We start from the raw sequence: 15514 nt of genomic DNA, 5'->3' as shown, positions 1-15514 counted from the left end.
TCAGTTGGCCGGTCGCAACAGCTGCATCTGCTGGCGGTAGTCATCCGTCACCTGCCGCGCCTGACCGCTGCTGGTGATCACCCTCGGCGTGATCAGCACGATCAACTCGGTGCGATCCCTGGACTTGCTGGTGTTGCCAAACAACCAGCGCAGCCCGGGGATTTTCCCCAGGTACGGCACGGCGCTGACGCTCTCCGCGTTGTCCTGCTTGATCAACCCGCCGAGCAACACGGTCTGGCCGCTTTGCACCGCCACCTGGGTCGACACCGAGCGCGTGGAGATACGCGGGTTGTTGGGTGTGTCGCTGCTGTTGGTGGTTTGGTTCTCGGCGTCGCTGACCTGTTGCTGGATGTCCATGTACACCAGGCCGCCCGGGTTGATCCGCGGCACCACATCGAGGATCACCCCGGTCTGCACGTATTCGACGCTGCTCAAGGTGCTGTCGGCGTTGCCGGTGTTGACCGTGGTCTGGCTGATGGGGATGTTGTCCCCCACCTGGATCTGCGCCGGCTGGTTGTTCATCACCACCAGCGAGGGTGCCGACAACACCTGGGTGCGGCCGTTGGTCTCAAGGGCGTGCAAGGCCACTTGCAGGTTGGAGCTGACGAAGGAATAGAACAGCGAATCCGCGCCCAATCCCGCACCGCCGCCACCCAGAGCGCCCTGGCTGCCAGGGGTATTGGCTACCGTGGTGCTGGTGGAGTTGCCCGCCAGGCGGCCCAGGTACCATTGCACCCCGAGGTCCAGTTCGCCGGTGAGTTTGACTTCGAGGATGCGCGTCTCGATCTGCACTTGCAGCGGCGGGTTGTCGAGGCGCTTGATCGCCGATTCGATCTCCTTCCACTGCACCGGTCGGGTGCGTACCAGCAACTGGTTACTGCTTTTTTGCGCGGTGATCCGGGTGCCGGCATCGAGGCTTTTGGGGGCGGCGCTTTCAGTGTCTTCAGTGGCGGCCGGGGCCTGGTCCTCATCGTCACTGACGGGCGGGCTATTGCTGCTGTTGTTCAAGCCACCCGAGGTGCCGCCGCTGGTATTGAGTGACGACAAGGTCGCCGTGCGCAGACCCGGCGCCACCTTGGCCGGCGCATCGTCCTTGATCGCGCCGGTGCCGTAGATCTGCCGCAGGTATTTGGCGAGGTCCGTGGCCTTCATGTTGCGCACGTCGTAGACGTACATCTGCGGCTCGTTGCCGCCGCCTTCATCTATGGTGTGAATCCAGTCGCCAACTTCACTGAGGTACTGCGGCTGGGACGAGATCGCCACCACCGAATTGGTCCGCTCGATGGGCAGGAAGCGCACCATGCCCGCCAGGGGCATGCCGCTGTCGGGGCCAAACATTTTTTGCAGCTCGGGCATCAACTCGGCCACCGAGGCCCGTTGCAAACCGAACACCCCCACCGACATCCCCTTGAGCCAATCGACGTCGAACGTGTCGATGGTGTCCTGATAGTTAGCCAACTCATCCGGCGTACCGGCCAGGCTCAACACATTGCGTGCCGGGTCCACCAGCAGGAATGCGTTTTCCCGGGCGAACGGCTTGAGCAGTTTCTGCATTTCCGTGGCCGAGATATAGCGCAGCGGAAACAGCCGGGCCGAGAGCCCGCTGGAGGGTTGCGACACGCTCATTTCCGGCACCAGCTTGCCCGCCACCGCCTGGTTGGCGGGCAGAATCACGTAGCGCTGGCCCTGGCGGATCATCGCGTTATCGGTCCAGGACAACAGGGTTTCGAGGATCGACAGCGCCTGTTTCTTGTTCACCGGCTTTGAGGTGGAGAAGCTTACGTTGCCTTTCACACCCTGGGCGATGCTGTAGTTCTCGTGCAGCAGGTCGCCCATGACGCTGTTGATCACCGCCTCAATCGGCTGGTCGGCGAAGTTGAACACGATGTCGCCGCTGGCTTCATCCTTGACCGCCGGCGCCGGTGCGGGCTGGCGCACGAACTGCTGGTTACCGCGAATCAACTGGCGCTGGGGCGGCGTAGGCACCTGGGGTTGGCGGCTGTCGGCCGCAGGCGACTCGCTGGCCGGGTCCACGGGCGGCCGTTGCGAACCGGTGCCCTGCATCGCCTCGTGAAGCAAGGCATCGTCCGGGTCGAGGTGATCGGGGAATGACCCACAGCCGCCCAGGGCGACGGCGGTGGCCAGGCAAAACACGCTGGTGCGCAAGGCGCTAGGGGAAGTATCGATCAAGGGGCGGGCTCGTGAGGAAGGGAAATCGGTGGTGTGGTGGACGGCGGCGGCAAACGCGGAACGCTGAGGCTCAGGGTTTGCGTGCGGCCATCCAGCACAAAACGGGCGTGCAGCGGTGTCAGGTGTTCCAGGCGCCAGCCGTTGGGCAGAGTCTGGCCTTGGTGGACCTTGAGCGGCGAGCCCTCGTCACGCTTGAGCAGCGCGACGCGCAGGTCGCCGTCGAGCAGCACGCCGGTCAGCTTCAGGCTCGACAGGCTGGAAATCTCGGCCTGGCCAACGGCGGCATCGGGGCTGCGGTCGGGGCTGAACAGCGGCGCCTGCCAGGTGCCGGCGAGGCTTTCCAGGGTCGCACTCGGGGCCACGTGAACCTTGGCCGAAGCATTGGCGCGCACGGCGGAGACAGGCTCATCCAGCCACTGCGGCGCGTCGCCGATGCTGCTCAGGATGCCCACCATCAGCAGGCCCAGCAGCCCGGCCACACCGAGCAACACCCACTCGAGGGGGCGCAATGAATTGATCATCGGCGGGCCTGCGTGGCGGCTGCCGGTTGCAGATAACCGCGCACCAACAGGTGCACCACCAGCTTTCCGGCACCGCCGCTGGCGGGGGCATTCGGCCCGCGACGGACGCTCATTTCATCCACGAACAGGAACGGTCGCTGGTACTCCAGCTCATGCAGAATCGCCGTCAGGGGTTCGATGGCGCAGTTGAGGGTCAGGCTGACTTTGACCTGGCGATAGGGCTCGGTGTCGTCCTGCTCCGGAGTAATGGGCATGCGCTGGGTCAGGCTGCAGCCGCCGCCGAGGCCGGCGCGGCTGTTGATCAGGTCGGCGATGCGCTGCATCAGGTCCGCCGCCACGGCGCTGGGGTCATCCCCCGGCAACAGGCTGGTGCTGCTGGCCGGGTCCTGGCGGGCTTGCTCCAGTTGCTCACGCAAGGCGGCGCCCTGGTGCAGCAGGCCCGCATAGCGTTGCTGTTGTTCGCGCAGCTGTTCGGCCTGCTCGCCCATGGCACGCAATGGCCCGGCGAACCAGCTGTCGATCAGCAGCCAGTAACCGCCGCCCAGCACCAGCGCCAGGACCAGCAAGGCGGCGCCGCGACGCTCACGGGGTGTCAGTGGTCGGCGCATCGGCGGCCTCCTGGTGCAAGTGGGCGCGCAGGGAAAACTGATCCTTGCCGGTTTGCGCATCGGGTTGGATCACCCCTTCGAACTGGGGGTTTTCCAGGCTGTGGCACGCCTTGATCCGGGTGATCAGGGCACTCGCCTTGGCGCTTTGCCCGGAGAAGGACACGTCGGCGCCGTTGTTGACGTCCAACTGGTCGATCCAGGTATCGGCGGGCAGGCAGGCGGTCAGTTCGTTGAGCAGCGCCGCCAATGGCGGTTGTGCCGACTTGCGGCGAATCAGGTATTGCGCGGCGCCACGGGTGTTAAGCAGTTGCTGGCGCAGGCTCTGGACCTCGGCGACCTGGGCTTTCTGTTGTTGCACCTGCGCCTGCATGACGTCGAGCACCCGCTGGCGGTCGTTGAGCCACAGCAGCATCGCGGCAACCAGCAAGGCGCCGCACAGCCAGGGCAGGCTGCGTTGCAAGCCCTTCCCGGCCGGCCGCTGGCGTGGGCGCAACGGCGCCGGCAGCAGGTCGATGCCCATTGGCCCGTCCACATCCACCGCATGGGGCTGCAAGCCGAGGGCAGCGCAGTCCAACAGGATTTGATCCAGGCGCTCCCGCAGGATGGCCACCAGGGTCACTTGCACATGCGTGGCGGTGCGCCGTTCCTGACGGGCCACGAAGTACAACTGTTCAGCTTCGAACGGGGTAAAGCGGTCCAGCTCATAACCCACCACGGTCGACAGGTTGCGCGCGACCGCCAGGGGCAGTTGCAGGGTTTGCAGCAACACCGCCGAGGGCGCGAGCACCAGCACCTGGCGCACCTCGTCGGCAGGTTTTGCCACCGGCCCGGTCAACGGCCAGTGGTAGCGGTGCTCGGGGATGTCACGGACCGACAGCCACGCCGGCAGGCAGCCACGCAGCTCCTTGAGCCACAGGCGCCAGCCCACTTGCAGCAAGCTGCCGCGCCAGCGCCGGGTGAGCGGTTCGGCCAGCTGTTGAAGGCGCGCCACTGGCGCCGAAAGGTATGGATTCATTCTTGCCAACGCAGCACCCGATAAGGTTGTGCGCTTCCCTCCGATGGGCTCAATAAAACCGTGGTTCGTAACCGGGCGTGGTAACCGCCGGGGCGTTGTGCGCGGCTGTCGATCACCAGCACGTCACCGGGGTCGGCCCCTACCGCGCTCTGCCGGGGCAGGTTCAGCGCCTGGCGCATCAAGGGGCTGGCGAAAGCGGGGTCGGGCCGGTCCAGGCCACTCCACAAACTGATTTCCGGGGCCAGCCGGCTGTACAGCGCCTGGGTCATGCCGGGCAATTGCCGCACTTCCTCCACCACGCGGAACGGCGCCAGGCCTGCGTTGCGCCGCATTTCCAGGTCCCTGGCGAGCCGGCTGGCCTGGGCCTGGGTGGCGCCGCAGGCCAGGGCCAGGCGGGCAAAGTCAGCGGCCTCGGCGCTGTTCAAATACAGCTTGCCGCGCTCGCTGTGCAGGCTCACGTGAAGCTGTGCGTCATCAAATACCAGGGGCATTTCGCGGCCGTCGGCGATCCATTGCTTGCGTTGCAGCGGGTCGGCCAGGGCCTGCATGGCCAACGCCACGCCCGCCTCCGCCGCCAGCAGCGCCTGGGTATGCTGGCGATGCCACAGGGCCTGGCGGCTTTCCAGTTGTACCCACCCGGCCAGGCCGCCCAGCAGCAGGCTGAGCAACGCCAGCACCCACAGCACCAGCAGCAGCGCAACGCCGCGCTGACGTTTCATTCGCCTGATGCTCCGCCGGAGAGGTTCAGCCGCAGGGCAACCACTTGGGTGACCCACGGCACCGGTCCGTTGACCTGTGCTGCAATGCGTACCGCATAAGGCAGGCGTTTGGTCCACGGCCAGTTACTGATCCAGCCGGTGGCCTGGCCCTTGGGCGACAGGCCGCGATAGCTGAATTGCAGATCCTCGACGTTCTTCAGCAACACCTGCGGTTCGCTGCGGGTGGCCGGCACGCTCACTTGGGCATTGGACTCAAACCGTGCGAACGCCACCTGCAACTCGCGCTCGGTCAACTGCAAGGTGAAACGCTGGATACCGCCGCCGAGCACGCCCGGCAAGGTCGCGACGTATTGCAGGCGCTGGGGAGCGCCGACAAAAAAGCCGTTGGTCTGGCTGTCGTCCTCGGTCACGTCCAGGGGCAGCGCCTCGCTGATGGAAGTGCGCAGGAACTGTTGCGCGGCGCGACTTTCATCCAGGCTGACGGTGTAGCGCTGCGCCTTGAGTACTGCACGGTTGGCTCCCAGGAGCGCGCCGCCCACCAGGGCCAACAACACGCCCAGCAGGCTGAGCACGATCATGATTTCGAGCAACGTGAAGCCCCGCTGCTGCTTCACTGGAGGCTCCCGTCGCGGCTGGCGCGCAGTTTCAAGGTACTGAAATTTGCGCGGCGCGGACCTTCGCTGACGCTGAGATCGAGGCGAAACAAATGTGGCTGACCGATGCGGGTGGGCTGCTGGGCGACGCGCAGTTGCCAGGCAATGCCGTCCAGCTCGCCCTCGCGCACGCCACTGGCCAGGGGCCCCGACGCCTCCTGATCCATCACGCTCAAGGCGGTATGGGTCAGGCGGTCGCTGTGGGCCACCTGCAACAACGAGCGCGCGCTTTGGCCGAACGCGACCAGCAACACCGTGCTGCAGATCGCCATGAGGGTCAGCGCTGCGAGCATTTCCAGCAAGGTGAAACCCGACTGACGCTTCATGGCAATGCCCTGGACTGCACGCTGCCGGTCAGCCAGCCGACGTCGATGCGCCAGCGTCGCGTGCCATTGGCCAATAACAGGTTGCCGCCGGTAGAGCTGCCGTCGGGGTAAAACTCCACCGCAGCGCCTGCGTGTTCGGCGGTGTGCAGGGTCACTTGCAGATCGGCCGGCCAGTGCTTGATGGGTTGCCCCGGCGCCTGAAAGCTCAGCCGGGCCAAGTCGAAGACAGTCTTGGCCGACCTGCCGCTGACAATCGCCCGTGCCCGTGTGCTGCGCAGGGCATCCACCATCTGCCCGACCACCTGGCGCTCTTTCGCTACCCGCAGGCCTTGTTGCAGGCCAAATCCCACCAACCCGGCCGCGATGCTGATCAACACGATCACCACCAGCATCTCCAGCAGGGTAAAGCCGCGTTGGAGGGCCGGCATTATTCCCAGTTGCCCAGGTCGGCGCTGTAGCCTTCGCCGCCGGGCTGGCCGTCCTGACCGTAGAAGATCAGGTCGAAGGCGCCATGTTCACCGGGGAAGCGATAGCCGAAGGCATGGCCGAACGGGTCCTTGAGGTCTGAGGGCTTGGCGTACGGCCCGGCCCAGCCGGCGGTGTTGCCGGGCTTGTCGACCAATTGCTGGAGGGTCTTGGGTGGCGAGCCGACGTCCAGGCCGTAGCTCTCGATCTTCATGCTCAGGCTGGCCAGTTGCGCCTTGCCTGCGCCGTATTTGCCCTTGTCGACGTTGCCGCCCACCTGGCGCACCACGATGGTCGCGACGATGCCCAGCAACACGATCACCGCGAGCATTTCCAGCAAGGTGAAACCGCCTTGGCGGCGGGCGGGTTTGAAACGGGTATGGCGCATCGGCTTGCTTCCTTGGGTCTTCATATATTGCTGGTCAGGCTCATCAGCGGCAGCATGATCGCGAGCATGATCACCGCCACCAGCACCGCCATGACCACCGTCAGGGACGGCACCAGGGCGGCGAGCAGGCGGTCGATGCCGCGCTTGGCTTCGACGTCGAACACGTCGGCGACCTTGAGCAGCATGCTGTCCAGTTCACCGGCCTGTTCGCCGACTTCAATCATTTGCAGGGCCAGGTCCGGCAGCAGCGGTTGGCTGCCAAATGCACTGGCCAGGGTGCCGCCGCCTTTCACCGACTCGGCGGCCTGGGCCACTTGTGCCTGCAAGGCACGGTTGGTGCAGACCTGGCGGGCGATCACCAGCGCTTGCAGCAGCGCCACGCCGTTGCTCAGCAAGGTGCCGAGGGTGCGTGCCAGGCGTGCGGCTTCGACCCGCTGCAACAGCGGGCCGATAACGCGGATACCCAGCACGCGCCGGTCGTACTGCTCGCGGTGTCGTGGGTTGCGCAGGCGTGCCGCCAGGGCCCAGACCGTCACGATCAACCCGGCAAAAACCGCCAGGCCATAGGCGCCGAGGAACTGCCCAAGGCCCAGGATCACTTCGGTGATCAACGGAATCGGCACGCCCAGATCCTTGAAGATCGGCACGAACTGCGGCACCACGTAAGCCAGCAACAGCGCCAGGGAACCGAGCACGCCCACCACCAGGAAGGCGGGATAGATCAGCGCGTTGATCACCTCGCCTCTCAATAACTGGCTGCGTTCCAGGTAGTCACTGAGTTGGCGCAGGGTGTTCTCCAGCGCACCGCCCGCCTCACCGGCACGCACCATGCTCAGGTACAGCGGCGAAAACTGGCTGCCCTCCTCTTCCAGCGCTGCCGACAATGGCTTGCCGGCCTTGACGTGCTCGCGGATACGTTCGATCAGCGCTAGGGTCTGCGGCTGGCCGGGCTGCTTGAGCAGGATGCCCAGCGAGCGTTCCAACGGTTGGCCCGCGCCCAGCAGGGTGGCCAGTTGCTGGGTAAAACTGACCAGCGCCGCGCCATTCAACTGGCCGCGCCCGAAGGCATTGCGCAGCCCTTGGGCACCGGCGGCATCGATGTGCAACAGCAGCAGGCCACGCTTGTGCAGCGCAGCGACGGCGGCGGCCTGGTCCTTCGCTTCGAGGGTGCCGTTCTGCGCGACGCCCTGGCTGTCCAGGGCACGGTATTTGAACAGGCTCACGCGCCCTCTCCACGGGTGACGCGCAACACTTCTTCAAGGGACGTGACACCGGCCACCGCCTGGCGCAGGCCTTCTTCATGCAGGGTGCGCAAGCCACCACGGCGGGCGGCCTGTTCGAGGGTCGCGGCGTCGGCCTGGCGCATCAACAAGCTGCGCAGTTCGTCATTCATCACCAGCAATTCGGTGATTGCACTGCGGCCGTGGTAACCGCCGCCGGCGGCGTTGGCGCGAGGCCGGTAAAGCAGGATCGGGCGCTGCTCGGTGAAGCGGTCAAGGCCGTGTTCCTCGATCAGCTCCGGCGGGGCTTCGAACGCCTCACGGGTCGCCGGGTCGAGGCGGCGCACCAGGCGCTGCGCGAGGATGCCATTGACGGTCGAGGCGATCAGGTAGCTCTCCACCCCCATGTCCAGCAGGCGCGTGATACTTGCTGCGGCACTGTTGGTGTGCAGGGTCGAGAGCACCAGGTGGCCGGTCAGGGAAGACTGGATGGCGATGCGGCAGGTTTCGAGGTCGCGGATTTCACCGATCATGATCACGTCCGGGTCCTGGCGCACGATGGAGCGCAGCGCGCCGGCGAAATCCAGCCCAATGGCCGGCTTGACCTGGATCTGGTTGATGCCTTCCAGCTGGTATTCCACCGGGTCTTCGACAGTGATGATCTTGCGCTCGGCGGTATTGAGCCGCGACAACGCGGTATAGAGCGTGGTGGTTTTACCCGAGCCGGTGGGCCCGGTGACCAGCAGGATGCCGTGGGGCCGCTCGAGCACTTCAAGGAAGGTTGCCAGGCGCTGGCCGTCAAAGCCCAGGCTCTGGAAATCGAACTGCACGGTCTGGCGGTCCAGCAGGCGCATCACCACCGACTCGCCAAAACTGGTGGGCACCGTGGATACCCGCAGGTCCAGTTCCTTGCCCTGGATGCGCAACATGATCCGGCCGTCCTGCGGCAGGCGGCGCTCGGCGATGTCGAGGCGCGCCATGATCTTGACCCGGGAAATCACCGCCGCCGAGGAACTCGCCGGCGGCGCTTCGGCTTCATGCAGCACACCGTCGATGCGGTAGCGCACCTTGAGCTGGTTTTCGAAGGGTTCGATATGGATGTCCGAGGCGCGGTGCTCCACGGCCCGTTGCAGGATCAGGTTGACCAGGCGAATCACCGGGGCTTCGGAGGCCATGTCCTTGAGGTGTTCGATGTCTTCCAGGGCGCCGCCTTGTTCGTCGAGGTTTTCGATCAGGGTGCCCATGGCGGAACGGCCCTGGCCGTAGTAACGCTCGATCAGGGTTTCGACTTCGTTGCGCGGGCCGACCGCCAGCCACACCGGCACGCCGCACGCATACGCCAGGGCCTGGAACGGATACAGCAGCGCCGGGTTGGCCGCCAACACCCGCACACCACCGTGGCTCCAGCCCACCGGCACCACCTGGTAATGGCGCATGAAGCGTTCGGTCAGCGCCGGCAGCGGGTCGAGCACGGGCGGTGCGGCGTCCGCCAGCAGCAACGGCGCGCCGAGCAAATCGGCCCAGGCCCGCGCCAGTTCCACTTCGGAAACCAGCCCCAGGCGCGTCAGCAGGCCGAGCAGTTCGGGGTCGTCGGATTCCTGGGATAACCGTCGAGCACGTTCCAGGTCGACGGTTTTCAGACCGGCTTTTCGCATCAGCCACGCGCACACTTGTTCGGCATCCGGAATCTGCATTCGGCATGCATCGATGGGCATTGACGGTATCGGTTGAGACATCTGCACCATTCTGAACAACTAGTTGAAGAGGCTGTTTCCAAGGGTGCAGAAACAACAACTAGTCCCAGCGGCGCCTTGAACAAGATCAAGACCCTGCACACAAGCGATGTGCAGGACAGCCGTGGCAAATCATGGCCTTTTAGAACTACTGACCAAGGCCATTAGTTCGCCACAATTCATAAAATCTTGTTAAACACATCGACTAACATATTGATGCTTAGTTCACGATTGCAAATAGCCAGCCCACTGCAACAGTACTAATCATTGAACTTCTCGTCGTTTAATTTTGAACTGCACAAGAGTGCCACTTCCCTGTGGCGCGATTGCCGCTAGAAGTCGACGGTCGCCGACAGTAAATACGTGCGCGGCGTCGACAAGGTCAAGCCCGGCTCGCTGTCATCCGAGGCACCGGCCGAACTCCAGTAGCGCCGGTCGGCCACGTTCTCGACATTGGCCCGCAGGGTGATGTGCTTGTCGTCGACCTTGAAGGCGTAGCGTGCGCCAACATCAAGACGGGTCCAGGCGTCGATTTCCTTGACGTTGGACTGGTCCAGGTACTGCGAGCTGGAATAGATCCCGCGGCTGGTCAGGGTCAGGCCTTCAACAGTCGGCACGTCCCACTCCGCGCCCAGGTTGACGTTGTACTTGGGCGTGGCCGGCGCGCGGTTGCCGTCGTAGGTGCCGTTGGTGGTGTGGGTCAGTTCGCTGTCGATGTACATCACCCCGCCCAGCAGGCGGAAGCCCTTGAGCGGCTCGCCGAACACGCTGAGTTCCACGCCATCGTTCTGGCGCTTGCCATTGGGGCCAAAGACCAGCGTGGTGGCGTTGGTCTCGTAGGCCGGCTGCTTGATCCGGAATACAGCGGCCGTCACCGCGAACGCACCGGCGTCGTACTTGGCGCCGACTTCGACCTGACGGCTGATGAACGGTGGGAAGATTTCGTCATCGTTGACCGACGCCGACGGCGCGACCTTGCCCTGGCTCAGGCCTTCCATGTAGTTGGCGTACAACGAGAGCTTGTCGGTGGCCTTGAACAGGATGCCGCCGGACGGTGAAATTTTTTCCTCGTCGTAGGCGGTGTCGCCTTTGACGTCATCGGTCCAGTCGTCGACCTTGACCCGCTGCCAGCGCGCACCGAGGGTCAGCAGCAACCGGTCATCGAAAAAACCCAGGGTGTCGGACAACGCCACACCGCTGAAACGGTTTTCGGTGTAGACCTTCGAGTCAAATCGCGTTGGCCGGCCAGGCGCGGGGGTTTCCACAGGGTTGTAGATATTGCTTGAACCCTGCGCATATCGCGCGCCGCCGTTTTCGAAGTCCATGTAGAAGTAGCTGGCCGCCAGGTTGACCTCATGGCTCACCGGGCCGGTATGGAACCAGTTGCGCACGCCCGCCGTGGCGGTGCGCACGTTTTCATCGCGGGTGAAGTCACGGGGCTGCACGCTGAAATCACCGGCGTTGTTGGCCACCGACACTGCATGGCGCAGGAAGTCATGGTTGCTTTTGCGCGCACCGACGCCGCCGTAGAGCATTAGGTTGTCGCTGAGATCAAACTCGCCGTTGACCGTGCCGAAGGTGTCGTTGGTGCTTGCCTTGCTCCAGGGCTGCGCGTAGTTGTGGCGTACGTCGTTGGCACTCGGCACCCTGGCTTTGGGCCCGACTTGCACACGTTCCTGGGGGGCGTCGGTGTCGCGCTCGGTACGACCGATGTCGGTGGAGAGTCGCAGGCGTTCACCGCGAAAATCCAGGCCCAGCACGGCCATTTCGCGGTCGACACTCTGGTGATCCCAGGCGGTGTCGCCGGACTGTTTCACGCCGTTGAAACGCAGGCCGAACTGGTTGTCTTCACCAAAACGCCGGCCGATATCCACGGCTCCGCCCGCCTGGCTGTCGGAGGCCCAACTGCCGGTGAGCGAGGTGATGGGTGTGTCGGTGGCACGCTTGGGCACCACGTTGATCCCGCCGCCCACGCTGCCCCGTGGCGAGATGCCGTTGATCAACTGGCTGGGGCCTTTGATGATGTCGACGCGCTCGGCCATTTCCATGTCGATGGTGTAGGTCGGCAATACGCCATAGAGGCCGTTGTAGGCGACATCACTGTTGAACAGGCTGAAGCCGCGAATGGTGAATTGCTCATAGCGCCCGCCGGCCGGGTTGGTGGCGCGCACCGAGGGGTCGCTGGCAATCAGGTCGCCAAGGGTACGCGCCTGTTGGTTCTTGACCGCCGCGCTGGTGTAGGTGGTCATGCTGAACGGGGTATCCATGAAGTCCTTCGAGCCCAGCAGGCCCTGGGAGCCACGGCGCGCCACCTGCCCACCAGCAAAGGACTCGCTGCCGGCATCGCCGGTGGTGCCGAGAATCGAGGTGGGCGCCAGTTGCAGGCTGCCGCCTTCGGGAATCGGGGTCAGCCTATAGGCCTGCTCGCCCATGGGCTGCAGTTGCAGGCCGGAGCCCTGGAGCAGGCGCGCGAAACCTTCTTCGACGCCGTATTCGCCGGACAACCCGCTGCTGTTGCGGCCGCTGACCAGAGCCGGGTCCACCGAGAGGTTGACCCCGGCCAGCCCGGCGAAACGGGTCAGCGCGGCGCTCAGGCTGCCGGCCGGCACCTGGTAGCTGCGCCGGGACGCACCGTCTTCGGCATAGCTGATGGGAACGAACAACGGGCTGGCACTCAGGCTCAGCATGAGGCTGAGGTTCAGCAACGGGCGTATTGCGGGCATTGGAAGAAGCTCTCGATTTTGTTCACTTACCTGGAATGACCAGTCACGTGAAAAAAAGGGACAGGCTTCAGCCACTATTTTTTGATTATTACGGTTTGATGCCTTTGAGCTTCTGGAGCAGCTCCATCAATTGCTCCAGGGATTCCTCGCCGAACTGCTCCTGAATCTTCAGGTAATTGCTTTCCATCCCGGCGCTCATGTCGACGAAACACTGCTGGCCCTGTTCGGTCAGGGCGACGAACACCCGGCGCTGGTCTTCGGCGGATTTGCGCCGGCGCACGATGCCGTCACGCTCCAGCCGCCCCAGTACGCCGGTCATGCTCGGCTTGAGGATGCAGGCGAGGTGCGCCAGTTGGTGGCTTTCGAGTTCGCCTTGCTGGCGCAGGATGCGGATCACCCGCCACTGCTGTTCGGTCAGGTCATGTTCATTGAGCAACGGCCGGAAGAACGCCATGGTCGCTTCGCGGGCCTGGAGCAAGGTGAGCGTAAGGGACGGTCTGGGGGTGGGCATGGTTCACGCGCAATAGAGGTCGAAGCGACGAAGCTTAGAGTCGGTGTCCCGCGTGCGCAACCCGACGCACGCAGCAAGTCGTTAATTTCGAAACGAATTCATAAAAACCTGTTAATCCAGCTATTCAGCCTAAAGATAACATGTTAACAATATGCCCGCCCCTGCCCTGGTGGCGGGCTCTACCAACAAAAACAACAAAAGGAACGCCCCTCATGCATTCGTGCCTCTTTCGCACGGCGGCAAGCGCTGGCCTGTGCGCCGCGTTTAGCCCTCTGGTCGCCCACGCCGACTTCATCCAGGACAGCAAGGCCAGCCTGGACCTGCGCAATTTCTACATGAACCGCGACTTTCGCCAGGCCAACGCGCCGCAGAACAAGGCAGACGAATGGGCGCAAGGTTTTGTGCTGCGCCTGGAGTCGGGCTATACCGAAGGCGTGGTCGGGTTTGGCGTGGACGCCCTGGGCGAAATGGGCCTGAAGCTCGACTCCAGCCGCGACCGCCGGGGCACCGGGATGTTGCCGTCTGGCGCAAGCGGCGAGCCAGCCGACAGCTACAGCGAACTCGGCCTGACCGCCAAATTGCGCGTGTCGAAAACCGTGCTCAAGCTCGGCACCCTGCAACCGCTGTTGCCGGTGGCCGCCTACAACGACACCCGCCTGCTGCCGTCGACCTACAACGGTGAACTGGTGACCTCCCAGGACATCGACGGCCTGACGTTGAACGTCGGCCGCCTGGAAAAGCAGAACCTGCGGGACTCCTCCAACAACGAGTCCATGAGCTACGGCGGCGTCAACAGCAGCCACCTGGACCTTGCCGGCGGCACCTACGCGATCAACCCGCACCTGGCCGCGACCTATTACTACGCGCAGATGCAGGACATCTACCGCCAGAATTTCATCGGCCTGGTGCATGACCTGCCGCTGGCCCAGGGCGTGAACCTGCGCACCGACCTGCGCTACTTCGACACCCGCGAGCAAGGCAGCGCCCTGCTGCGCAGCGCTTCGCGGGTCGACGGCGGGCGGATCGACAACCGCTTTTTCAACGGCATGTTCAGTTTGTCGGTGGGCGCACACAAATTCGGCCTGGGCTTCCAGAACCTTTCCGGCGACGGCGACTTTGCCTTCCCGGGGCAAGATCCGTATTCGGTCAACCTGGTGACCATCAATATCTTCACCAAGGCCAACACCGATGCCTGGCAGGCGCGCTACGACTACAACTTCGCCGCCCTCGGCCTGCCGGGCCTGACCTTCATGACCCGCTACGTCGACGGCAGCCATGCGCAAACCGCCACGGTGCGCAACGGCCGCGAATGGGAGCGCGACACCGACCTGGTCTACACCGTGCAGAGCGGCCCGCTGAAGAACGTCAACGTGCGCCTGCGCAATGCGACCCTGCGCTCAAGCAACGGCCTGACCAGCGACATCGACGAAAGCCGGGTGATCATCGGCTACACCGTAGCCCTGTGGTAACGCTGGCCACCTCAACGCAACCCCGATTGACGCTGGCGGTATTCCCCCGGCGTCATCTGCGCGTAGCGCTGGAAGAACCGGCTGAAATACGCCGGGTCCTTGAACCCCAGCTGGTAGCAGATTTCATTCGCCGAGCTACCGGTGAACAGCAGCAGGCGCCGGGCCTCTTGCATCAGCCGCTCCAGAATCAGGCGCTTGGACGGCAGATCGGCGATGCGTCGGCACACCTCGTTGAGCCGCGCTTCAGTGACACCGATACCGTCGGCGTAACGCGACAGCGGCCAGTGTTGCAGGTAGTGGTCTTCGATCAGTTCGTTGAAGCGGTGAAAAATCCGCAGGTCTTCGTGACGTGCAGGGCGGGCTTCCAGGGAGTTGGCGCAGAGCCTGAGCAGGCTGATCATGATCAGCCGCGTCAGGCTGTCCAGCGCCGAACCGCGCCCGCTGGCCTGGGCGTTGATTTCGCTGCACAGCTCATCAAACAGGAATTCCAGGCGGCGCACTTCGGGGCTGAAACTCCGGCGCCAGGCGCGCCAACGCCACACAGGCCGCCGGCAATTGCGCGCCGGGGGCCAGGCTTGGGTCGGCGTCAATCAAGGCCCACACCAGTTGCTGGCGCACGGTCAGCACATGGCCGTCGGCGTCGGCTTCGGTGACGAAGGAATGCGCCACCGTCGGCGGCGTGAGGAAAAACATCGGCCCGGATTCGAGGTACTGCTGGTCGTCCAGGTAGACCCGCACCGCGCCGGTCTTGACGTAATGCACCTGGAAAAACCGGTCATGGCGATGCACCGGCATGTTCCGGCCAAAAAATCCCGCCAGGTTGCCGAGCCGGTCGTAGTGCACCTCGGCATCGCTGTAACGCTGGTCGTAGACCTGCCCGATGTTGATGTTGGGGATCGGCTGACGATCGCTCATCACTGCATTCTCTTTGTTGTTTTGACTGCCCTGAAATATTGCCACGCTTGACGATAGT

At 64.2% G+C, this 15514-nt stretch carries 14 protein-coding genes and 1 pseudogene; 1 reads left to right on the top strand and 14 read right to left on the bottom strand.

The window, feature by feature from the left end; genetic code table 11:
* The 13 genes from gspD to hpaR all read right to left on the bottom strand — a co-directional run bounded on the left by gspD (nucleotide 1) and on the right by hpaR (nucleotide 13072).
* On the bottom strand, nucleotides 1–2190 hold the full coding sequence (gene gspD, locus QF039_RS07445) for a type II secretion system secretin GspD (protein WP_307517236.1): 2190 nt from the start codon (nucleotides 2188–2190) through the stop codon (nucleotides 1–3).
* On the bottom strand, nucleotides 2187–2711 hold the full coding sequence (locus QF039_RS07440) for a hypothetical protein (RefSeq protein ID WP_307517235.1): 525 nt from the start codon (nucleotides 2709–2711) through the stop codon (nucleotides 2187–2189). The genes gspD and QF039_RS07440 overlap by 4 nt, the downstream gene beginning before the upstream one ends.
* Nucleotides 2708–3319 (bottom strand): type II secretion system protein GspM, encoded by a 612-nt coding sequence (gene gspM / locus QF039_RS07435; RefSeq protein WP_023659000.1) that lies wholly within the window; start codon nucleotides 3317–3319, stop codon nucleotides 2708–2710. The genes QF039_RS07440 and gspM overlap by 4 nt, the downstream gene beginning before the upstream one ends.
* Nucleotides 3294–4334, bottom strand: a complete 1041-nt coding sequence (locus QF039_RS07430) for a PilN domain-containing protein (RefSeq protein ID WP_307517234.1) — start codon at nucleotides 4332–4334, stop codon at nucleotides 3294–3296. The genes gspM and QF039_RS07430 overlap by 26 nt, the downstream gene beginning before the upstream one ends.
* Nucleotides 4331–5053, bottom strand: a complete 723-nt coding sequence (locus tag QF039_RS07425; protein WP_177009916.1) for a general secretion pathway protein GspK — start codon at nucleotides 5051–5053, stop codon at nucleotides 4331–4333. The genes QF039_RS07430 and QF039_RS07425 overlap by 4 nt, the downstream gene beginning before the upstream one ends.
* The gene (locus QF039_RS07420) at nucleotides 5050–5667 is read right to left on the bottom strand and encodes a prepilin-type N-terminal cleavage/methylation domain-containing protein (protein WP_307517233.1); all 618 of its coding nucleotides are present in this window, start codon (nucleotides 5665–5667) and stop codon (nucleotides 5050–5052) included. The genes QF039_RS07425 and QF039_RS07420 overlap by 4 nt, the downstream gene beginning before the upstream one ends.
* The gene (locus QF039_RS07415) at nucleotides 5664–6032 is read right to left on the bottom strand and encodes a type II secretion system protein (RefSeq protein WP_008437204.1); all 369 of its coding nucleotides are present in this window, start codon (nucleotides 6030–6032) and stop codon (nucleotides 5664–5666) included. The genes QF039_RS07420 and QF039_RS07415 overlap by 4 nt, the downstream gene beginning before the upstream one ends.
* Complete coding sequence (locus QF039_RS07410) at nucleotides 6029–6460, bottom strand: type II secretion system protein (protein WP_003209913.1); 432 nt, start codon at nucleotides 6458–6460, stop codon at nucleotides 6029–6031. Before QF039_RS07410 ends, QF039_RS07415 begins: the two co-directional genes overlap by 4 nt.
* Nucleotides 6460–6885 carry a type II secretion system major pseudopilin GspG gene (gene gspG, locus QF039_RS07405; RefSeq protein WP_003209911.1) on the bottom strand — a complete coding sequence of 142 codons (426 nt, stop codon included), beginning with the start codon at nucleotides 6883–6885 and terminating at the stop codon, nucleotides 6460–6462. Before gspG ends, QF039_RS07410 begins: the two co-directional genes overlap by 1 nt.
* 20 nt (nucleotides 6886–6905) lie before the next feature.
* Nucleotides 6906–8108, bottom strand: coding sequence for a type II secretion system inner membrane protein GspF (gene gspF / locus QF039_RS07400; RefSeq protein ID WP_307517232.1), 1203 nt, complete (start codon nucleotides 8106–8108; stop codon nucleotides 6906–6908).
* Entirely contained in the window at nucleotides 8105–9799 is a 1695-nt protein-coding gene (gene gspE, locus QF039_RS07395; RefSeq protein WP_177029019.1) for a type II secretion system ATPase GspE, read from the bottom strand. The genes gspF and gspE overlap by 4 nt, the downstream gene beginning before the upstream one ends.
* 371 nt (nucleotides 9800–10170) lie before the next feature.
* Nucleotides 10171–12561: a TonB-dependent receptor gene (locus tag QF039_RS07390; RefSeq protein ID WP_307517231.1), complete on the bottom strand. Its 2391-nt coding sequence runs from the start codon at nucleotides 12559–12561 to the stop codon at nucleotides 10171–10173.
* Between the two features lie 88 nt (nucleotides 12562–12649).
* On the bottom strand, nucleotides 12650–13072 hold the full coding sequence (gene hpaR, locus QF039_RS07385) for a homoprotocatechuate degradation operon regulator HpaR (RefSeq protein WP_008437189.1): 423 nt from the start codon (nucleotides 13070–13072) through the stop codon (nucleotides 12650–12652).
* A gap of 212 nt (nucleotides 13073–13284) precedes the next feature.
* Between hpaR and QF039_RS07380 the strand changes: the two genes are divergently transcribed.
* On the top strand, nucleotides 13285–14541 hold the full coding sequence (locus tag QF039_RS07380) for an OprD family porin (RefSeq protein WP_307517230.1): 1257 nt from the start codon (nucleotides 13285–13287) through the stop codon (nucleotides 14539–14541).
* A gap of 11 nt (nucleotides 14542–14552) precedes the next feature.
* Here QF039_RS07380 and hpaA read toward each other — a convergent pair.
* Nucleotides 14553–15456 (bottom strand): annotated as a pseudogene (hpaA, locus tag QF039_RS07375) (4-hydroxyphenylacetate catabolism regulatory protein HpaA).
* Between the last annotated feature and the right edge of the window lie 58 nt (nucleotides 15457–15514).

The sequence above is a fragment of the Pseudomonas sp. W2I6 genome, from assembly GCF_030815935.1.
GTDB lineage: Bacteria > Pseudomonadota > Gammaproteobacteria > Pseudomonadales > Pseudomonadaceae > Aquipseudomonas.
The sequence above is the reverse complement of the archived record's forward strand: the minus strand, read 5'-3'. Positions and strand labels throughout refer to the sequence as shown.